Raw genomic sequence first — 18,764 nt, 5'->3', positions numbered from 1 at the left:
CAGCCAACAAAGCCGGCTGTCGGCGAAACACTGGGAGGTATAGGCAAACACCCTGGCGTGCCTTCCGCGACCGATCACGGAAGGAGCGGACCGAGGCGCTCCTCCAACTCCCCTCCCCTGCGTTCGAGCGCAAACTGCTCTTAAATCGATATAACTGTCAAATAGAATAGTGATAGCGCCTCATATCAAAAGTGATATAGTTGACAAAAAGTCATACTTTTCAATCGGAAACGTCGGATGAGCGATAGTGGAAATTTCAAGGCGCCCGCCCCGGAAGCGTTCAAAAACCGCTATCAAGCTGAAAAAGAGAGCGATTCTCTCATCAAAAGCGGCCTGAAGCTCAACCACCTGAGACTGATCTCCGCGCTCTCCGATCACGGCCAGGTCAGCGCGGCGGCCGAGGCGCTGATGATATCCCAGCCTGCGGCTTCCCGCATGTTGCACGAAATCGAATCGATTCTCAAAGCCCCTTTGTGCGATCGCGTCGCCAAGGGCATGGTGATGACCCGCTTCGGCGAGGCCATGGCGCGCCGGGCCCGCGCCATCCTGCTCGAAATCCGCGAGGCCGATCGCGAGATCACCGAACTCAAGACCGGCTATGGCGGATCGGTGAATATCGGCTCGGTGACCGCGCCGGCCATCAGCCTCGCCGTGCCGGCCATCAACCGCGTCCGGGCGCTCTATCCCTCCATCCAGATCAACATCCAGCAGGACACAAGCAATGCGCTGGCCCGCGACCTGATGTCCGCCCGCTACGATTTCATCATGGGCCGGATGCCCGATGATATGAGCCCGCGCCAGTTCGACGCCCGGCCGCTCGGCCTCGAGAAAGCCTGCATCGTCGCTCGCGCCGGCCATCCGGTGCTTGAGACCGCGCCTGCGAGCCTGGCCGAACTCAGCGAACTCGAATGGGTTTTCCAGCCGCCGGGCTCGCTGCTCCGGCGGACGCTGGAAGTGATGTTCATCGAGCGCGGCCTGCCGCTGCCCTCCAATGTCGTCAGCACACCTTCGGTAACGCTCACCATGGCGCTGATCGCCGAGACCGACGCCATCGCCCCGATCGCAGAGGACGTGGCCCGCTTCATCGCGGGCAGCGGCAACCGCATGGGCCGGATCGCCATCGTGGAGACAGATTTCGATATCAATCTCAAGCCCTACAGCCTGATCACCGCCCGCGGCCGGGCGCTGCCGCCCTCGGCCAAGATGCTGCATGACGTGATCCTCGACGAATGCGAGCGCAACCGGGTGGCGGATATCGAACCGCTGTGACCCCCGCGCCAGCCTCGATCCATCCAGCCGGGGCAGAACAGGTTCGACAGGAGACGTGATGCCGGTTTTTGGACACAGCCTCTTCGAGACGGTGCTCGAAGGATTGGATCGCGAGGAAGAGGCCGCCGAGGAGATCGGCGCGGCCTATACACCGCCGCGCGGGTTGAGGATTTCGTTCGTCGGCCTGGCCGAAGAGGCGGAAGACTCTGCGGCGCTCAGTGACGCCAGGCTCGATTGGGCCGACCTGTTCGACGGCTATGCGCCGCCGCCGAAGCTCGATGCGCCGCCAGTCTGGCTCACACGCCTTTCGGATGCGGAGATCAGCGAGGATCTCGCCCTCGATCAATGCCGGGGCCGGCGGAGATCCGCGAAAGGCGGCGGGAGTTCGCGCTCGCCAATCACCCAGATCGCGTCGGGGCCGACTATCGCGACGCCGCGACGCGGCGCATGATGATCGCCAACCAGTTGATCGATGCGGCGCTCGCCCGCCTCGGATGACCGTCGGTATCAGTCCGACCCGTCGCCGTCCGAGCCGCTATCGCCGTCATCGACGGCCGCGACCGGCGCGGTTTTTTCCGGAGGCTTGTAGCCGATGATCAGCGTATAGATGCAATAGGCCGCCAGCGCGACGGCGATGACCATCCAGAAGGGCTGCCACGCATAGATTTCCAGCCCTGCCCACACGGCGACGGATGCGCAGATCGCATAACGTCTGACGGCGGGACGGTAGAATTCCGACGTCGTGTCGATCAGATAGAAGGGCGGCTTGTTCTTGTCGGACGCCATGGCTGCCTCGGTTCGAGTTCACGGTTTCGCAAATCGCATGTTCGAGGCCGGGGAGCAAGGGCGATACGCCTGTATCGCCGCCGGGCGCGACGGAACATTTATTCCACCGGCGCTGAATTGATCCGGTCATTCCATTTTGATATGGAGAGGGCGCGACCGGTCGGAGCGAGGCGTTTGGCTGGCCGGAGGAGTCATCACGCCGATATTTCGCGCAGCGGGGCCACGGGCGAACGAGCCGGTCCGCGCGCGCCTGCAAACGAGGAAGAGCAATACAATGACAGTGAGATTCGGGGTTTTGGGCGCGGGCCGTATCGGCAAGGTGCACGCCAAGGCGGTGAGCGGCAATGCCGACGCCAAGCTCGTGGCTGTGGCCGACGCATTCGCCGACGCGGCGACCGCGCTCGCCCAGCAATATGGCGCCGAAGTGCGCTCGATCAGCCAGATCGAAGCCGCCAGCGACATCGACGCCGTGGTGATCTGCACTCCCACCGACACCCATGCCGACCTGATCGAGCGCTTCTCCCGCGCCGGCAAGGCGATCTTCTGCGAAAAGCCCGTCGATCTCGATGCGGGCCGCGTCGAGGCCTGCCTGAAAGTCGTGGAAGACACCAACGCCAAGCTGATGGTCGGCTTCAACCGCCGCTTCGACCCGCATTTCATGGCGGTGAAACAGGCGATTGACGAGGGCAAGATCGGCAAGGTCGAGATGGTCACCATCACCTCGCGCGATCCCGGCGCGCCGCCGGTCGACTACATTGCCCGTTCCGGCGGCATTTTCCGCGACATGACCATCCATGACTTCGACATGGCCCGCTTTCTGCTCGGCGAAGAAGTCATCTCCGTCTCGGCCCATGCCGCCGTGCTCGTCGACCCGGCCATCGGCGAAGCCGGCGATTTCGACAGCGCCACGGTGATCCTGGAAACGGCGTCCGGCCGTCAGGCCGTGATCACCAATTCCCGCCGCGCCACATACGGCTACGACCAGCGCATCGAGGTGCACGGCTCCGAAGGCGTCGTCTCGGCCGAGAACCAGCGTCCGGTCTCGATCGAAATCGCCAACGGCCAAGGCTACACCCGCCCGCCGTTGCACGATTTCTTCATGACCCGCTATACCGAAGCCTACGCCAACGAGATCGCCAGCTTCATCGCCGCGATCGAACAGGGCGCGGCGATCAGCCCGACCGGCGCGGACGGCCTGCTCGCGCTGAAGCTGGCGGACGCCGCGCTCGAAAGCGTCAAAACGGGCAAGCGCGTCGCAGTCTGACACGATCCCGAGATAAGTGGACGCGTCGATGCGCCAATACGGCGCGACGCGTCCACTTCGTTAACCAGAGAAGCGGCTCTTTTTGCGGATCGATTTCCTCGCGCGTTAAAGCACTGACGCATCGATGGAGACGCCGCATATGCCCCTCAACACCGACGAACAGCGCTACCAGACGCTGGACGGATTGCGCGGCGTCGCGGCGATCGCCGTAATGTTCGGACATTTTTCCCAGCAACGGATCAGCATCCTCGGTCACCCGGTCGTTCCCTTCACCCAGAGCTCTCTGGCGGTCGATCTGTTTTTCATCCTCAGCGGCTTCGTGCTCAGCCACGCCTATGGCGCGCGTCTCGCCGACGGGCTGAGCTTCGGCGGCTTGATGCTGCGGCGCGTCGTGCGCCTCTATCCGATGTTTCTGATCGGCCTGACGCTCGGAGCAGCGGGGCTCGTGGCGATCGCCGCCGCCGGGCGCGCCGATCTCGGCGCCGGCGACGCGCTGGCGAGCGTGTGGACCAATCTCTTCTTCCTCCCCTACCTGGCGCATGATCACATGCGCGAGGCGACGGGAGGTCTGCTGTCCTCGCCGATCTTCCCGGCCAATCCGCCGGCCTGGTCGCTGTTTTTCGAGATGGTCGCAAGCGCGGGCCTCTTCTGGCTGATCCGTCTGAGGGGACGCGGCCTGGCGATCCTCGCTGCGGTCGGTTGGATCGGCTTTGTCGCGGCGGGGTTCTGGATCGGGCTCGATGGCGACAAGACCGGCTTCAACCCCTCGATCGGCTGGAGCCTCGACAGTTTCCTCGGCGGTTTTTTTCGCGTCGCCTACGGATTTGCGCTGGGCATGCTGATCCATCGCTGGCGCGCGCCGATCGAGCAGGCGCTGCGTCCGCGCCTTCCGCGCATGCTCCTGGATCCCTGGATCCTCTACGCCATCGCCCTGGCTTCGCTCGTCAATCCTTTCGCCGCCCGCGGCGTCCTGACCGCGCCGACGTTGCTTGTGGTGATGCCTATGCTCGTGGCGCTGGCCACCATGTGTCGCCCCTCAGGCCGGGGCGTGACGAGGATTTCGCTGCTGTTGGGATCGCTTTCCTATCCACTCTACTGCCTGCATTATCCGATCGGCCGCCTGCTCGGCCTCGCCTGGCCGGAACTCGCGGCCCACAACGCGGCGTTCACCGGCGTGGCGGCCGCGATCTCCATCGGCGCCGCCTATCTCGCGGCAAGGTTCATCGACGAGCCTGCGCAGAGGGCGATTGCGCGGATGCGCGCCGCCAGAGCCGCTGGTCACCCCAGTTCGATCGACAGGATTTCGGGCCATGACCCGACACGCAGCGGCAGGGCCGAACAACCGAGCCCGCGCGACACGATGAGATCGCGTCCGCCTTCGTGATAATGGCCGGCGGGATAGCGCGCCGATCCCCGAGACGCCGATACCGGCCGCCAGCCGAACATGTTGATCTGTCCGCCATGCGTATGCCCTGAAAGCGTCAGGCTGACCCGTCCGTCGACGCGATCGAAGATATCCGGCTCATGCGCCATCAGCAGCACCGGCTCGTCGGTCGCGACGCCCGACAGGGTCGACGGCAGATCGTCGACGCCTGCGAATGCCGGCCGTCCGAACCGTTTCCCCGGCCGGAGCGCCAGTTGATCGCCCAGTCCGGCGAGCCAGAAGCCGAGACCGTCCTTCTCGATGCGCGCGGCGCGGTTGACATAGACCTGAACGCCGATGGCCGCCAAGGCCTTCTCGGCGATGGTGGAGGTCTTCGGATCGCGCTGGAAGGACAGATCCTCCCAGTAATCGTGATTGCCGAGAATGGCGTGCACGCCGAGCGGGGCCGACAGTCCCGCCATGGCCGCAGACCAGTCTGCGGCGGGGACCTCGCCGAGCACGAGATTCATGCCGCTGACATAGTCACCCAGAAGCAGGATGATGTCGGGCTGCAGCGCATTGGCCCGATCGCAGATAGACCTGATGCGATCCGCAGTCATCCAGGGATCGCAAGCGTGGAAATCGGCGAGCGCGACGATGTGGAGTTTGAGCCCGGGGTCCATCTCTTCGGTGTAAATCGGTAACGCGCCGCGCGCGGCGACGCCATGGCTTCCACGAAGGGATAACCGGCCAAGGCCGCCATGGCGGCGACGCCGCCGAGCGCCCATCGCAGAAAGGCCCGGCGGCTCAGCAGCATCAGTCGTCGTCCTGAAACAGGCCGATCTGCGTCTGGACGAGATTGGCGGGCGGCGTCAGCCCGAGATGTTTCCAGGCGTTCGCGGTCAGCACGCGGCCGCGCGGCGTGCGCTGGATGAAGCCCTGCTGGATCAGATAGGGCTCGATGATGTCTTCGATCGCGTCGCGCGGTTCCGACAGGCCGGCGGAAATCGTCTCGACGCCGACCGGGCCGCCGCCGAAATTGACGGCGATCATGGTGAGATAGCGGCGGTCGAGTTGGTCGAAGCCCATGCTGTCGACGTCGAGCCGCGTCAACGCCCGATCGGCGATCTCGCGCGTGACGGCCTCGGCCTTGGCGACCTCGGCGAAATCGCGCACCCGGCGCAGCAGGCGGCCGGCGATGCGCGGCGTGCCGCGGGCGCGGCGGGCGATCTCGCGCGCGCCGTCGTCGGTCATGCCGAGACCTATCAGGCGAGCGCCGCGCTTAACGATCAGTTCCAGTTCTTCGACCGTATAGAAGTTCAGGCGGACTGGAATGCCGAACCGGTCGCGGAGCGGATTGGTGAGCAGGCCGAGGCGGGTGGTGGCGGCGACCAGCGTGAATTTCGACAGATCGATCTTGACCGACCGCGCCGCCGGCCCTCGCCGATGATCAGGTCGAGCTGGTAATCTTCCATGGCGGGATAGAGGATTTCCTCGACCGCGGGATTGAGACGGTGGATTTCGTCGATGAACAGCACGTCCCGCTCTTCGAGATTGGTCAGCAGGGCCGCGAGATCGCCGGCCTTGGCGATGACGGGTCCCGAAGTCGAGCGAAAATTGACGCCCAACTCCTTGGCCATGATCTGGGCGAGCGTGGTCTTGCCGAGCCCGGGCGGGCCGACGAACAGCACGTGATCGAGCGCCTCGCCGCGATTCTTCGCCGCCTCGATGAAGATCTTCAGATTGGCGCGCGCCTCCGCCTGGCCGGTGAACTCGTCGAGCGACTGCGGACGAAGCGCGGTGTCGAGATCGTCGCCGCGCTTTTCGGGAGACAGCAGGGTATTGGGGGCGCTCATTGCAGCAGTTCCATTTCGGGCAACTGCCGTGCAGCAGCCGTATCGAAGGTGCGGGTTGTCGAACAACCGTCGCGCTTGTTCCGTAGAGCAATAATGGTGTCGGCAAACTCGACGCTGGTGTCCGACATCCTCATCAAGACTGCTCCGATCAATTCCTCGTCTTCAAAAACAAGATCTTCAGCCTGCAACAGGCTGAATACCGTATCCGCCACCAGTCGGCGTTCAAGTTTGAGACGCCGGCGAAGGTACCACGTGAATTCCAGCAAGGTGATGCAGTTCACATAGCCCGGGTTTTCTTTCGAGAGGCCGGCAACAAGCTCAACCGCGAGTTCGGTTTGAACCGGGTCATCCTTGAGGACCAGACGCAACAAGATATTGGTGTCAAGACCGATCATCGCGATGCCGCCACGTCATCCGCGATGGCGTCGGCAATAGACGTTTCAATATCAGCCACGCCGACCGCGGGACGATCCGGATCATGCAGCAATCCGGCCAGATCGACGGCGCGCTTGTTCTTCACCCGCAACATAACTCTGGCTCCATCAATGAAATAATTGATTCGGTCCCCCACCCTTAAGTTGAGCGCATCACGAACTTCAGAAGGGATGGTGGTTTGAGCCTTGGAGGTCAGCGTGCTGTGGACGATCAACATGACAGTTTCCTTGCGAATTCGTCAATGTAAGGAACAATAGCACAAGTAAGGATCACCGCGCCAGTTCCTTCAGGCCCAGGCGGATGAGCTTGGCGCTGTCGGCCCCCTCGCCGCCGTTCTTGAGCGCGGCGGCCACGGCGCTGGCTGCCTGGTCCCGCGAATAGCCGAGATTGGTGAGCGCCGAGACGGCGTCGGCCACCGGCGCCGGCGCGACGCCCTCGCCCAATTCCTGCTTGAGGCCGATCGACTGGCCGGAGTCGCCGCTGAAAGCCGGCGCCTTGCTCTTGAGTTCGGTGAGGATGCGCACGGCGACCTTCGGTCCGACACCCGGCGCGCGGGAGATGGTGGTCTTGTCCTGCAGCGCGATGGCGTTGGCGAGTTCGGACGGGGTGAGCGTCGAGAGCACCGCCAGCGCCACCTTTGAGCCGACGCCCTGGACGATCTGCAGCATGCGGAACCATTCGCGCTCGAGCCCGCTCATGAAGCCGAACAGCTTGAGCTGGTCTTCCCGCACATAAGTCTCGATGAACAGCACCACCGCCTCACCGACGGAGCCGATGCGCGACAGCGTGCGGGCCGAGCAATGGGCGACGTAGCAGACGCCATGAACATCGACGAGCACATAGTCTTCGCCGATTTCCTCGATCACGCCTTTGAGTTTTCCGATCATGATAGCTGTCCGCGATTAGGGGTGAGTGTCGGGCGTGATGAGGGGCACGGTCGGAAAATAGCGTCGATAGCCCTTTGGATCGCGCGTCAGAATGTGATGGCCCGAAATGACGGCATGAGCGCCGATCAGGAAGTCCGGGAGAACCCGTTCACGCGTTCCGCCGCTGTCTCGATACTTCCGGAAGGCGGCGCCTGCCGCGAAGGCTGCGCTCCAGGGAAGATTCTCTCGGATAAACTCCGTCTCGGGAAGGACGGCGTCGACCTGTTCCTGCCGGGCGTAGCGCACTGAAAATTCCGCATAGATAACCGGATTGATCAGCAGCCCGCCACGCGCTTCCGCCAGTCGACGACGGGACCAAAGGAGCCATTGAGGATCCCGCACAGCGATGTCGACCAGGATGTTCGTATCGACGAGCACAGCCATTCTCAGCGATCCCGGGTCATCGCCATCAAGGCGTCGCCATCGATCGCCTGATCCCCAGTGCCTTCAATTCGATCCAGAACCTCGAGAAAATCGGCGAGCCGCTGCTGTTGCGCCACCTGCTCGCGACTGTGCTTCGGCGTCAGCACGACGCGGCCGCTTTCGACGGAAAAGATGACTTCACTGTTGGGCTCTATGCCGACCAGTTCGCGAATATCGCGGGGTATCGTGACCTGACCTTTGGATGTGACTCGCATGGCGATCTCCTTGAGTAAGAAATATTCCTACCTCCTGAACAAGTCAAGAACATAACTACAGCGCCGCCCTCGCCATCGCCTTCAGCCGGCCCGCCGCGCCGCCGAGATGGTGGGCGTGGCAAATGGCGATCGCCAATGCGTCGGCGGCGTCGTTGCCCTGGAAGACCGCCTTGGGCATCAAGACTTTCAGCATCAGGTGAATTTGCTGTTTTTCGCCATGTCCGACGCCGATCACCGCCTTCTTGACGGCGTTAGGGGCGTATTCGGCCACCGGCAGGCCGGCGCGGGCCGGCACCAGCATCGCGATGCCGCGGGCCTGGCCGAGCTTCAGCGTCGCGGTGGCGTCCTTGTTGACGAAAGTCTGCTCGACGGCGGCCTCATCCGGCTGGTGAAGATGGACGACGTCGGCGAGACCGTCATGAAGCTGGCAGAGCCGTGAGGCGAGATCCCCCTTGTCGTCCGACGTCACCGTGCCGGACGCAACGAAACGCAGGGAGTTGCCGAGCGTCTCGATGACGCCCCAGCCGGTGCGACGCAGGCCGGGATCGATGCCGATGATCCGAATCAAAGCGCTCATGCAAATTTTCTCCTTTTGTTCTCAATAGTCCAATTTTCGTCTGATGAAAACAGAGAGAGGCGCGCTCTGGCAGAACTCGGAACTGGACTTTTCGAACTCGTCGAACAGGCGAAGTGATTTGTTAACGTCAACTTAAAGAAATTAGGCAAACTGTAGGATAGTTACAAAAATGATCAGGCGCGTTTCCGCGTCGCCGTCGCAGCTCGAGGCGGACGTCTTCTCGATGTTCTGTCTTGCCGCCGCCGGCGCGCAGGCCGCGTCCGACATGGTCGAAGGTGAGAGCGGATGATGCCCCGAATTTTTCAATCGTTGAAGGCGAAGGTGGTCGGCCTGTTCGTGGCGCTCATCATCGTTTCGGTGAGCGCGCTGGTGTCGCTCAGCTATTTCGGCACGCGTTCGGTCCTCGTGGATCAGTCGGCCAAGGCGATGCACAGCATTCTGGAATTCCGGGTCGCCACGCTTCAAGGCCGCATCGCCCAGATCCGTGATCAGGCCGGCGCGCTGGCCGCCATCGAAACGCTGCAGAAATCCATGGTGAACCTGAAGAGCGGTTGGAAGACGCTCGACAAGAAGCCGGGCGAAGCCGCAGCCGCCCTGCGCGACGTCTTCGTCGCCAAAAATCCCAACCCGGCGGGCGAGCGCGAGAAGCTGGTGAAGCCCGAAGGTCCCAGCGGCTATTACTTCTCGGCGCATGAAGAATTGCAGCCGGAGGTCAAGAAGCTCCTGGCGTCCAGCCCCTTCTCCGATCTGCTGATGCTCGACGGCAAAGGCAACGTCGTCTATTCCTACGAGAAGGACGAGAGTTTCGCCGCCAATCTCGGCGACGCCGCCTGGGCGCCGACGGGACTCGGCGCGCTGCAGGCGAAGACCATGGAAGCCGTGAAGACGGCGCAGACCGATGACGTCGCGCCGCTGTTTTCAGGCATCGGCGTCGAGGCCAAGACCGGCGCGGCCGACGTCTATTTCGCGGCGCCGCTGCTCAATCTCGGCGCTCATCGCGGCACGTTCATCTTCAGGGTCAAGGACGAGGTTCTGGCGTCGGTACTGTCGATGGCCATCGCCGAAGGCGGCAGCGAACAGGCGAGCATCGTCACAGCAGCGGGAGACGTGATCGGTCGCGGTCCCGATGGCCGCCTGGCCGCCGCCGGAAAATTATCCGCCGACGAGATGACGGGGCTGGACGAATTCGGCCGCGACATCGTCCGTCCGGACGGCGCCGCCAAGGGTTTCGCCTTGCCGATGGAGATCGACGGCGTCCGCTACCATGTGGCCGAGAGCGTGTTGACGCAGGAACTGGATGCGGGATCGTTCACGGTCGCGGAACAATTGACAGTCGTCGGGCTGGCCGTGTTGATCGCGGCCGCAGCGCTTGCCGGCCTGATCCTCGGCCGGATGTTCCGTCCGCTCATCACTCTGGCGCAGGCGACCGAAACCGTGGCCGCCGGACATCTGGGCGCCGTGATCGACGGGGCCGAGCGGCCCGACGAAATCGGCGTGATGTCGCGCGCCCTCGTCTCCTTCCGCGACAAGCTGGTGCGCCAGCAGGCGCTGGAGAGCGAGGCGGAGGCCGCAAGACGCACCGAGGAAGAAGCGCGGCTCGGCCGCCTCGCCGAACAGGAACGCGAAGCAGCGACGCTGCAACACGTCGTCGATGCGCTGGGCGAAGGTCTTACCCGCATGTCCCGCGGCGACATCGCCTTTGCGATCGACGCGCGCTTCCCGCCCTCGCTCGACAGCCTGCGCCAGAATTTCAACGCTTCGATGGCGACGCTCGCCGATGCGTTGCAGGCCATCCGCCGCAATTCGCTGGCCGTGAGAGCCGGATCCGACGAAATGCGCGAAGGCGCCGACCAATTGGCCGAGCGCACCGAGCGCCAGTCGGTCGCCGTCAGCGAGACCGTCACCGCCATTCACCAGATCGTCCGCTCGGTCGACGCGCAGAAGGCGCGGGCCGGCGACGCCACCCGCATCGCCCGCGAGGCGGCGTCCGGGACAGAGCAGTCCGCCCATATCATGGAAAACGCTGTCAGGGCGATGGAGGCGATCCAGAACTCGTCGACCCAGATCAACTCGATCATTTCGGTGATCGACGAGATCGCCTTCCAGACCAATCTTCTCGCGCTGAACGCCGGCGTCGAGGCGGCCCGGGCCGGTGAAAGCGGCAAGGGTTTCGCCGTCGTCGCCCAGGAAGTGCGCGAGCTCGCCCAGCGCTCGGCCCGCGCCGCCAAGGAAATCACCGAACTTCTCAACAAGTCGACGCTCGACGTGCAGACGGGCGTGGAACTGGTCGAAAAGGCAGGGGCGGCGCTGCAGTCGATCGGCGGCTATGTCGGCCAGATCAACGGCCGCATCGCCGAGATTATGACCGCGACCGCCGACGAGGCCGAAACGCTCGGCCATATATCCGCCTCGGTCAACGCCATCGACGGCATGACCCAGCAGAACGCCGCCATGGTGGAGGAAACGACCGCCGCCATTCACCAGTTGGCGCGCGAAGCCTCCGAATGGACGGTCGCATCGCCCAGTTCCGCTTGGAAGCCGATGAGGCGCGCAGCGAGTTGCGCCGCGCCGGCTGATCGTTTTCGACCAAACTTGATGCGCCGCGCGGCCCTCGCGCGGCGTTTGTCGTTGAGGCAAGGTTGAAGGCCCCGCCCCTCCACCCTATCTCGGTGCTTTGACAGGGAGCCGAACCATGACCATTCCCTTTTCTATCCTCGATCTCGCCACCGTCGCCGAAGGCGGCACGCTGTCCGACGCCTTGGCCAATACCCGCCGCATGGCCATCCACGCCGAACAGCTGGGCTACAATCGCTACTGGCTCGCCGAACATCACGGCATGCCGGCGGTGGCGAGCGCGGCGACCGCCGTGCTGATCGGCCATGTCGGCGCGGCGACCAGGACGATCCGCATCGGCTCGGGAGGCGTGATGCTTCCCAATCATTCGCCCCTGGTGATCGCCGAACAGTTCGGCACTCTGGAAGCGCTGTTTCCCGGCCGCGTCGATCTCGGACTGGGCCGCGCGCCGGGCACCGACATGCGCACCGCCCGCGCCTTGAGGCGTGATCTCGACCAGAGCGCCCAGGGCTATCCGCAGGATGTGCTGGAGCTTCAGGCCTATCTCGCCGATCCCACGGACGAGCGCACGGTTCTCGCCGTGCCGGGGGCTGGGGCCAGAGTGCCGCTTTGGCTGCTGGGCTCGAGCCATTACAGCGCCCATCTCGCCGGCATGCTCGGCCTGCCCTATGCGTTCGCCTCGCATTTCGCGCCCGACGATCTCTTGGGCGCGTTGGAGATTTATCGCGAACGCTTCCAGCCCTCGGCGCAACTCGACCGTCCCTACGCCATGGTCGGCGTCATGAGCGCCATCGCCGACACCGACGAGGAGGCGAACCATCTCTTCACCTCGGCCCAGCAGCAATTCATCAATCTCCGCCGCAACGACCGCACCCTCTTCCCGCGCCCGGTGAAATCCATGGACGGGATCTGGTCGGAGCAGGAGCGGATCGGCGTCGAACATACCTTGCGCTACGCCATCGTCGGCTCGCCGGAAACCGCCTCGCGCAAACTCGCCCGCTTCCTTGCCGACACGAGAGCGGACGAGGTGATCGTCTCCACGCCGATCCACGACATCGACGCGCGGCTGCGCTCGATCGAGCTGTTCGCGGGACTGAGGCAGGAGATGGCGAAGGCGGCTTGAGGCTTGAGGCTTGAGGCTTGAGGCTTGAGGCTTGAGGCTTGAGGCTTGAGGCTTGAGGCTTGAGGCTTGAGCAACTCTATGCTTTGGAGTTGAAGCACCATCGAAATCGTGGCGCAATCTGTCAGAAATAGCGCCCCCAAACAAATATGGCGCCGAGATCACCCGGCGCCAATCTTTAATTAAGCCGAGAGCTTGGCCATCACGTCTTCGGGAATGTCCATATTGGTGTAGACATTCTGGACGTCGTCGTCGTCTTCGAGAGCGTCCGTCATCTTCATCAGCGATTGCGCCCGCTCTTCGTCGTCGACGGAATGCTGTTCTGGGCCCTCCAGATCGGCTTGACCGTTTCGGCTTCGCCGAGCAGGGCTTCGAGCGCCTTGGAGACTTCGCCGAGAGATTCGAAGGCGCAATAGACGGTATGGCCATCTTCATCGGTCACGACATCGTCGGCGCCGGCTTCGATGGCCGCTTCCATGACCTTGTCGGCGTCGCCGGCGGCGAGCTTGTAGGTGATTTCGCCGACGTGATCAAAGGAGAAGGACACCGAGCCGGTTTCGCCCAATGCGCCGCCGGCCTTGGTGAAGATCGAGCGGACATTGGAGGCGGTGCGGTTGCGGTTGTCGGTCAGCGCCTCGACGATGACGGCGATGCCGCCGGGGCCATAGCCTTCGTAGCGGACCTCGTCATAATTCTCGCCATCGGCGCCCGACGCCTTCTTGATGGCGCGGTCGATATTGTCCTTGGGCATGGACTGCGCCTTGGCGTTCTGGATGGCCAGGCGCAGGCGCGAGTTCATGGTCGGGTCGGGCAGGCCGGCCTTGGCGGCCACGGTGATTTCGCGGGCGAGCTTGGAGAACATCTTCGAACGGATCGAATCCTGCTTCCCCTTGCGATGCATGATGTTCTTGAACTGTGAATGGCCTGCCATGGGCGTCCCTGCCGTCTTTGTTGGGATTGTCTTTTGGATCCGGCCTTATATTGCCGGAGAGCACGGCGTTCAAGAGGCAGCGATGCGCATAGCCCGGCTTAAAGCCCCTGAAGCACGAGGATCGTCGGCTTTTTCGGCAGGGAATTGAGCGAGACGTCGACGGTTGCGCTCTCGGCGAAACGAAAATCGAAGTCCGGCCCGAACAGCGCGAGGAAGGTTTCGACCGGTGGCCCGCGCCGGTGCATGGGCAGCACCAGCGACGAACGAAGCCGTTTGACGACGCGGCTCATCTTGTCCGCGCCCATGGTCAATCCGCCGTCGACAGGGACCATGACCACGTCGAGCCGGCCGATTTCGGTATAGTGACCCTCCGACAATTCATGATGTAGATGGCCGAGATGACCGATACAGAGGCCGGCGACCTCGAAGATGAAGATGGAGTTGCCGTCCTTCTCCTCGCCGCCATAACGGCGGATGTCCGTCGTGACATTGCGGATGAACGTATCGCGCAGCATCACTTCATGCTGCGCCTTCTCGCCGGGCGTATCGCTCCAGCCGTGAAGCACGTAATCGATCTCGGGCTCCGGCGTCAGGGTGAAGTGGGTGGAATGGGCATGGTTCATCGTCGCCACCATCGGCGGGACCTCGGGCCTGTGCCAGCCGGAATAATCGGTGGCGATGGTGACGCCTTCGGGCGTGACGATATGGAAGGTGGAATGGCCGAGAAAGGTGATGCTGACAGTCTGGTCGGTCATCGCAGCCTTGAGAACCGGAAGCCCCTCGCCCTGATAGGCGGCGTATCGCGCACCGGGCAGGCCCTGCGCGATGGCCTGGCACTGGCTGAAATGCCTCGGCCTGTCCTGAGCCGAGGCCGCTGTGGCCGCCGTGGCCGCGGCCAACACCACAAACGCCGCCAATTTCAGCATTCATGCACCTCGCTCAAACCAAGGTTATCGGCGAGGAGAATGCCCTGCGTCGAAGCCGGCGTCCAGTAAGCGGCAACGGTCGACAGTCACGATCGCGTTACGCAAACAAGACGTCGGCCCGGTCCAGATCTGCAAGCGTCGTGTGCTTGAGGGTCAGCGTATCCTCGCCATGACGCCCGAGGATGACCAGGTCACGACCGTCTTGATCGATATGTTGCGCCTTGAGATCACGCCAGTTCTCGATGCCGGAAAACGCTGTCAGATCGATCTTGTCCTGGGCGTCGAAGTCCAGAACCACATCATTGCCGTCCCGGCGGCTGAAGACGAACAGATCCGCGCCGCCGCCGCCCCACATCCTGTCGTCGCCGCGGCCGGAGTGGAAGATGTCCGCGCCCACGTCGCCCCATATGCGGTCGTCGCCTCCGCCCGCATGGAACGTATCGGAGCCCTCGCCGCCCCACAGGCGGTCATTCCCGGTCGCGCCGCCGATGTCGCCGAGAAGAATGTCGCCACGCTTTCCGCCTCTCAGCGTGTCGTCGCCGCCGCCGCCCTCGAGCAGATCCCGTCCCGAGCCGCCAGTGATGACGTCGTCGCCGCTGAAGCCGAGAATGAAGAGATTGGCGCTCTCCTTGCCATAATTGACGGTGTTGTCGACGGCGACCCCAAAGCCGTTGACGTTGTTGTCGCCGCTGACGCCGCGCAAGGCCGCGCTCTCGCCGAACAATGCAATGAACCGGCCATAAGTCACGTCGGCGGCATAGGTCCAGGCCTTGGAGAATTCCGTGCCGATCAACTCGTAGAGATCGGCATAGTGGTTGACGAGGAATGTCGTGTCGAGATTGGCGGAGATCGCATATTGGTCGATCAACGGCGTCTCGAATTGCAGCCTGTTGTCGTTGAAATGGGCCTGGTCGGAAATCGCCGCGATGGAAAATCCGGTGATCAACGCCTGGGTGGGGTCGACCTTGGCATGCGCCACCGCGTCGTAGCTCGAAGGATTGCGAACGATGTCGTTGGCCTGGTCATACTGGAAATACCAGTCCGGCGTCGACAGCTGCAGAGCTCCGTCCTCGTCGAAGGACGCCAGCGACCTGTCGTAATCCGTCAGGATGTCCAGCGCGGCGGGATCGATGCCGGCGGACGCCAGGGAAACGACCGACAGTTTCACGCCGTCGAGAGCCGCGAAACGGGCGCCGTCATAGATTGCGAAGAGATCGGCCACCGTGCCGCCGAGGCTGTGACCGGAGACTACGATTTCGGTGATCCTGTTGTCGGGATCGCCGACATAATCGTAGATCTGGTCGATCAGGCCCTGAAGCTGCCGATAGTAACGCGCCTGACCGGATCCCGTGCCCGCTTCGCCATCGGCCAAGGGCCCGTCCGCATCCGTGCCGCGAAAGGTCAGATGCAGCGTTTCGCCGGTGTCGTTCGGCTTGGTGGTGACGATCGCCACCGCGCCGGCGCCCGTAAAGGCCTCGGCGTCTTCGCCGGAGCCGATATAATTGTTGCGAAACAGACCTCCCGAATAGGTGAAGTTCCGGTCATAACCGTCGCTCTCGTCGCTTGCGGAAATTTCGCTGTCCGGGAAGCCGAGATCCGACGATGTCAGCGTGTTGAAACCCGACTTGGCGAGATAGGCGTCATAGGCGTCGTAGACGAACAGGGCCTCTCGATTTCCAGCGGCGTCGGGATCGCTGCCGGCGTCCATCTGATCGCGGTATTTTTCCGCCAGATAGTCGGAACTGCCATAGACGGCGCGATTCAAGCGGACGACATCGGCCAGAAGACCGACCATATGCGACGAAAACTGGCTGCTCATGAAACCCTCGCGTGACAATAGGCTTTGAATTCATAAGTTTCCGCCGAAGCTGGCAGAAATTTATAAATCATTTACTATCGTCTGGCGACAGGCGGATGACGCCGTTTCAAGCCCAGAAAGCGGGGATCGTCTCGGCGAGCCGCGGGCCAATCCGGAGTGGGGCGACCTTCTCGGCGAGACCTGTGCGATCCGAGATCTCGACGCCGACGCCGCAGATCGTCGCCGGGCCATTGGCCGGCTCGAAGCGTCCGCGGGCGATCTTGGTGATGAAGCGGTTGAGCGGTTCCTCCTTCTCCATGCCGAGCGAGGAATCGTAATCCCCGCACATGCCGGCGTCGGTCATATAGGCGGTGCCGCCGTTGAGGATCTGGCAATCGGCGGTCGGCACATGCGTATGCGTGCCGACCACCAGACTGGCGCGGCCGTCGACGAAATGGCCGAAGCATTGCTTCTCGCTCGACGCCTCGGCGTGGAAATCGAACAGCACCGCATCGACCTGTTCGCCGAGCGGGCAGGCGTCGAGAATGCGCTCTGCCGCCATGAAGGGATCGTCGAGATCGGGATGCATGAACACCCGGCCCATGATGTTGGAGACCAGCACGCGGGCGCCGTTGCGGGCGATGAACACGCCGGAGCCCTTGCCCGGCGCGCCGGGCGGAAAATTGGCGGGGCGGATGAACTGGTCGTGCCGGTCGGCGAAGACCAGCGCCTCGCGCTGATCCCAGACATGGTTGCCGGTGGTCACCACATCGGCGCCGGCGGCGAGCGTGTCGAGGAAGATCTCTTCGGTGATGCCGAAGCCGGCGGCGGCGTTTTCGCCGTTCACCACCACGAAATCAAGCTTGAGATCGGAGATCAGGCCGGGCAGCCGGTCCCAGACCGCCTGACGGCCCGCGCGGCCGACCATGTCGCCGAGAAAGAGAAGCCGCATTTACTGTCCTTTCGAAAATGTCCTGTAGCCGCTTTCGGTCACCATGGCGTCGAGCGGGACGTCATGCGCCTCGGCGGGAACCGCCTCGACCTGCTGGCAATCGAAGGCGACGCCGATGAGACGCGGCGTCATGCCCTTGTCGCGGAGCCGCGCGATGGCGCGATCGTAATGGCCGGCGCCGTAGCCGATGCGGTTGCCGTCGGCGTCGAAAGCCGAGAGCGGCATGAGCAGGATCTCCGGATCGACGATCGGCGCGTCCGGGCCCGGACCCGTTGTGCCGAAGCCGGTGCTGACCAGCGGCGCGCCATTCACCAGTTCGCGAAAGGCGATGGTCTGCCGGTCGAGGACCGCGGGCAGGCAGAGCCTCGCGCCCTGGCTCTTGAGATGGTGCATCAGCGGGCGGAGATCGACTTCCGAGCGGATCGGAAAGAAGCCGGAAATGATCTGACCGGGATCGAAGGAAAGCGCGCGAGCGGCGTGATCGGCGATCGCCAGGCTCTTTTCGATGCGGTCGGTCTCGGCGATGGCGTCGCGCGCCGCGAGCCTTCCCGTCCGGATTTCGTTTTTCAGCGCCCTGAAGTCCATGATCGGTCCCTAATTCTAGGGCGAAGCGTTTAGGCTTGTTTTGCGCGGGGGCAATGCGTCACCGCGCCCGAACCGAGCGAATGGGCGGCGTTTCACAGGAGATTGGAGGCGATATTGACGGTCAGCGCCAGAATGAAGGCGTTAAATAGGTAGGATATCACCGAATGGACCAGCGCCGTGGCGCGCATGGCGCGGCTCGCGACGGAAATATCGGCCGTCTGGCTCGCAACCCCGATGGTGAAGGAGAAATAGAGGAAATCGACATAGTTGGGCGCGGTCTCGTCGGGAAAGATTAGCCCGCCCTGCCCCCGCCGGTCGAGCGACAGATAATATTCATGCGCATAGTGCTCGGTGAAGATCACATGGATGAAGATCCAGGACGAGACGATGGTGAAGGCCGCGAGCGCCGCATGGAATGCCCCGTCCGCGCCTTCGCCATGGCGGACCTGCGAGAGCACCGCGATGGTCGCCCCCAGGCTGATAATCACCGCCAGGAACGAAAGGGCGAGAACGGCAAAACGCCCCTCGTCCGTCGCCTTGGCCCGCTCTTTCATGTCGCCGTCGTCCGAGGTCAGCATCAGCACGAAGATCAGCGCCAAGAACAGCAGAACCGAGACGTTCCAGGACACGAGCAGGCTGACGGCCGGGCTAACGGCTGTCGACCAGACGAGCCCGGCATGCAGCACAACGCCCAGGGCCGCCGCCCCATAAAAGCGCGGGCGGCGAACGACATGGCGCTTGAGGCGAATGGGCAGCGACAAAGG

Annotated in this window: 18 protein-coding genes and 3 pseudogenes; 6 read left to right on the top strand and 15 right to left on the bottom strand. The window is 63.4% G+C overall.

The annotated features are described in order from the left end of the window. The first annotated feature begins 237 nt into the window (after window positions 1–237). The gene (locus tag H2O14_RS16820) at window positions 238–1,269 is read left to right on the top strand and encodes a LysR substrate-binding domain-containing protein (RefSeq protein WP_182828548.1); all 1,032 of its coding nucleotides are present in this window, start codon (window positions 238–240) and stop codon (window positions 1,267–1,269) included. A gap of 58 nt (window positions 1,270–1,327) precedes the next feature. Next, window positions 1,328–1,720 carry a hypothetical protein gene (locus H2O14_RS16815; RefSeq protein ID WP_182828547.1) on the top strand — a complete coding sequence of 131 codons (393 nt, stop codon included), beginning with the start codon at window positions 1,328–1,330 and terminating at the stop codon, window positions 1,718–1,720. 56 nt (window positions 1,721–1,776) lie between these two features. Here H2O14_RS16815 and H2O14_RS16810 read toward each other — a convergent pair whose 3' ends face one another. Beyond that, complete coding sequence (locus H2O14_RS16810; protein ID WP_182828546.1) at window positions 1,777–2,055, bottom strand: hypothetical protein; 279 nt, start codon at window positions 2,053–2,055, stop codon at window positions 1,777–1,779. Between the two features lie 274 nt (window positions 2,056–2,329). Here H2O14_RS16810 and iolG point away from each other — a divergent pair, with 274 nt between their 5' ends. Together iolG and H2O14_RS16800 are read left to right on the top strand one after the other, a co-directional pair. After that, window positions 2,330–3,319, top strand: coding sequence for an inositol 2-dehydrogenase (gene iolG / locus H2O14_RS16805; protein WP_182828545.1), 990 nt, complete (start codon window positions 2,330–2,332; stop codon window positions 3,317–3,319). Between the two features lie 139 nt (window positions 3,320–3,458). After that, a complete protein-coding gene (locus tag H2O14_RS16800; RefSeq protein ID WP_182828544.1) occupies window positions 3,459–4,703 on the top strand; it encodes an acyltransferase in 1,245 nt (414 codons plus the stop codon). On the opposite strand, the pseudogene H2O14_RS16795 reads toward H2O14_RS16800, so the two are convergent. From H2O14_RS16795 to ruvC, 8 genes and pseudogenes are all read right to left on the bottom strand, one after another. Next, window positions 4,598–5,496, bottom strand: a pseudogene (locus H2O14_RS16795) (metallophosphoesterase). The gene H2O14_RS16800 and the pseudogene H2O14_RS16795 sit on opposite strands and share 106 nt — an antisense overlap. A gap of 2 nt (window positions 5,497–5,498) precedes the next feature. Continuing rightward, a pseudogene (ruvB, locus tag H2O14_RS16790) lies at window positions 5,499–6,538 on the bottom strand (Holliday junction branch migration DNA helicase RuvB). Then, on the bottom strand, window positions 6,535–6,933 hold the full coding sequence (locus tag H2O14_RS16785; RefSeq protein WP_182828543.1) for a PIN domain-containing protein: 399 nt from the start codon (window positions 6,931–6,933) through the stop codon (window positions 6,535–6,537). Before H2O14_RS16785 ends, ruvB begins: the two are co-directional and overlap by 4 nt. Beyond that, window positions 6,930–7,190 (bottom strand): AbrB/MazE/SpoVT family DNA-binding domain-containing protein, encoded by a 261-nt coding sequence (locus tag H2O14_RS16780; RefSeq protein ID WP_182828542.1) that lies wholly within the window; start codon window positions 7,188–7,190, stop codon window positions 6,930–6,932. The genes H2O14_RS16785 and H2O14_RS16780 overlap by 4 nt, the downstream gene beginning before the upstream one ends. A gap of 52 nt (window positions 7,191–7,242) precedes the next feature. Continuing rightward, window positions 7,243–7,860: a Holliday junction branch migration protein RuvA gene (ruvA, locus tag H2O14_RS16775; RefSeq protein WP_182828541.1), complete on the bottom strand. Its 618-nt coding sequence runs from the start codon at window positions 7,858–7,860 to the stop codon at window positions 7,243–7,245. Window positions 7,861–7,875: 15 nt separating this feature from the next. Continuing rightward, window positions 7,876–8,283, bottom strand: coding sequence for a type II toxin-antitoxin system VapC family toxin (locus tag H2O14_RS16770; protein WP_182828540.1), 408 nt, complete (start codon window positions 8,281–8,283; stop codon window positions 7,876–7,878). Window positions 8,284–8,285: 2 nt separating this feature from the next. Beyond that, window positions 8,286–8,537 carry an AbrB/MazE/SpoVT family DNA-binding domain-containing protein gene (locus H2O14_RS16765; protein WP_182828539.1) on the bottom strand — a complete coding sequence of 84 codons (252 nt, stop codon included), beginning with the start codon at window positions 8,535–8,537 and terminating at the stop codon, window positions 8,286–8,288. A gap of 55 nt (window positions 8,538–8,592) precedes the next feature. Continuing rightward, window positions 8,593–9,114, bottom strand: coding sequence for a crossover junction endodeoxyribonuclease RuvC (gene ruvC / locus H2O14_RS16760; RefSeq protein WP_182828538.1), 522 nt, complete (start codon window positions 9,112–9,114; stop codon window positions 8,593–8,595). A gap of 288 nt (window positions 9,115–9,402) precedes the next feature. Between ruvC and H2O14_RS16755 the strand changes: the two genes are divergently transcribed. Then, a complete protein-coding gene (locus H2O14_RS16755; protein ID WP_182828537.1) occupies window positions 9,403–11,757 on the top strand; it encodes a methyl-accepting chemotaxis protein in 2,355 nt (784 codons plus the stop codon). A 49-nt stretch (window positions 11,758–11,806) separates the two neighbouring features. Next, window positions 11,807–12,811: an LLM class flavin-dependent oxidoreductase gene (locus H2O14_RS16750; RefSeq protein ID WP_182828536.1), complete on the top strand. Its 1,005-nt coding sequence runs from the start codon at window positions 11,807–11,809 to the stop codon at window positions 12,809–12,811. 179 nt (window positions 12,812–12,990) lie between these two features. Here the strand turns inward: H2O14_RS16750 and H2O14_RS16745 are convergent. From H2O14_RS16745 to H2O14_RS16720, 6 genes and pseudogenes are all read right to left on the bottom strand, one after another. Next, window positions 12,991–13,739, bottom strand: a pseudogene (locus H2O14_RS16745) (YebC/PmpR family DNA-binding transcriptional regulator). Between the two features lie 98 nt (window positions 13,740–13,837). Beyond that, on the bottom strand, window positions 13,838–14,665 hold the full coding sequence (locus H2O14_RS16740; protein WP_182828535.1) for an MBL fold metallo-hydrolase: 828 nt from the start codon (window positions 14,663–14,665) through the stop codon (window positions 13,838–13,840). Window positions 14,666–14,762: 97 nt separating this feature from the next. Continuing rightward, a complete protein-coding gene (locus tag H2O14_RS16735; protein WP_182828534.1) occupies window positions 14,763–16,484 on the bottom strand; it encodes a hypothetical protein in 1,722 nt (573 codons plus the stop codon). Between the two features lie 106 nt (window positions 16,485–16,590). After that, window positions 16,591–17,415, bottom strand: a complete 825-nt coding sequence (locus tag H2O14_RS16730) for a YmdB family metallophosphoesterase (RefSeq protein WP_137154875.1) — start codon at window positions 17,413–17,415, stop codon at window positions 16,591–16,593. Next, window positions 17,416–18,000, bottom strand: a complete 585-nt coding sequence (locus tag H2O14_RS16725) for a 5-formyltetrahydrofolate cyclo-ligase (RefSeq protein WP_182828533.1) — start codon at window positions 17,998–18,000, stop codon at window positions 17,416–17,418. A gap of 92 nt (window positions 18,001–18,092) precedes the next feature. Further along, complete coding sequence (locus tag H2O14_RS16720; RefSeq protein ID WP_182828532.1) at window positions 18,093–18,761, bottom strand: DUF1345 domain-containing protein; 669 nt, start codon at window positions 18,759–18,761, stop codon at window positions 18,093–18,095. Window positions 18,762–18,764 lie beyond the last annotated feature (3 nt).

Origin of the sequence: Rhizobium sp. G21 (genome assembly GCF_014158035.1) — a bacterium.
GTDB lineage: Bacteria > Pseudomonadota > Alphaproteobacteria > Rhizobiales > Rhizobiaceae > Rhizobium_E.
Note: the sequence above shows the minus strand (reverse complement) of the source record. Positions and strands in the feature narration are given on the sequence as shown.

Excerpts from the sequence above, each read along its gene's own strand:
- H2O14_RS16815 (WP_182828547.1), top strand. The coding sequence starts at position 1,328 with ATGCCGGTTTTTGGACACAGCCTCTTCGAGACGGTGCTCGAAGGATTG.
- H2O14_RS16810 (WP_182828546.1), bottom strand. The coding sequence starts at position 2,055 with ATGGCGTCCGACAAGAACAAGCCGCCCTTCTATCTGATCGACACGACG.
- H2O14_RS16730 (WP_137154875.1), bottom strand. The coding sequence starts at position 17,415 with ATGCGGCTTCTCTTTCTCGGCGACATGGTCGGCCGCGCGGGCCGTCAG.
- H2O14_RS16800 (WP_182828544.1), top strand. The coding sequence starts at position 3,459 with ATGCCCCTCAACACCGACGAACAGCGCTACCAGACGCTGGACGGATTG.
- H2O14_RS16770 (WP_182828540.1), bottom strand. The coding sequence starts at position 8,283 with ATGGCTGTGCTCGTCGATACGAACATCCTGGTCGACATCGCTGTGCGG.
- iolG (WP_182828545.1), top strand. The coding sequence starts at position 2,330 with ATGACAGTGAGATTCGGGGTTTTGGGCGCGGGCCGTATCGGCAAGGTG.
- H2O14_RS16750 (WP_182828536.1), top strand. The coding sequence starts at position 11,807 with ATGACCATTCCCTTTTCTATCCTCGATCTCGCCACCGTCGCCGAAGGC.
- H2O14_RS16725 (WP_182828533.1), bottom strand. The coding sequence starts at position 18,000 with ATGGACTTCAGGGCGCTGAAAAACGAAATCCGGACGGGAAGGCTCGCG.
- ruvC (WP_182828538.1), bottom strand. The coding sequence starts at position 9,114 with ATGAGCGCTTTGATTCGGATCATCGGCATCGATCCCGGCCTGCGTCGC.
- H2O14_RS16820 (WP_182828548.1), top strand. The coding sequence starts at position 238 with ATGAGCGATAGTGGAAATTTCAAGGCGCCCGCCCCGGAAGCGTTCAAA.
- H2O14_RS16765 (WP_182828539.1), bottom strand. The coding sequence starts at position 8,537 with ATGCGAGTCACATCCAAAGGTCAGGTCACGATACCCCGCGATATTCGC.
- H2O14_RS16780 (WP_182828542.1), bottom strand. The coding sequence starts at position 7,190 with ATGTTGATCGTCCACAGCACGCTGACCTCCAAGGCTCAAACCACCATC.
- H2O14_RS16755 (WP_182828537.1), top strand. The coding sequence starts at position 9,403 with ATGCCCCGAATTTTTCAATCGTTGAAGGCGAAGGTGGTCGGCCTGTTC.
- H2O14_RS16785 (WP_182828543.1), bottom strand. The coding sequence starts at position 6,933 with ATGATCGGTCTTGACACCAATATCTTGTTGCGTCTGGTCCTCAAGGAT.
- H2O14_RS16740 (WP_182828535.1), bottom strand. The coding sequence starts at position 14,665 with ATGCTGAAATTGGCGGCGTTTGTGGTGTTGGCCGCGGCCACGGCGGCC.
- H2O14_RS16735 (WP_182828534.1), bottom strand. The coding sequence starts at position 16,484 with ATGAGCAGCCAGTTTTCGTCGCATATGGTCGGTCTTCTGGCCGATGTC.
- ruvA (WP_182828541.1), bottom strand. The coding sequence starts at position 7,860 with ATGATCGGAAAACTCAAAGGCGTGATCGAGGAAATCGGCGAAGACTAT.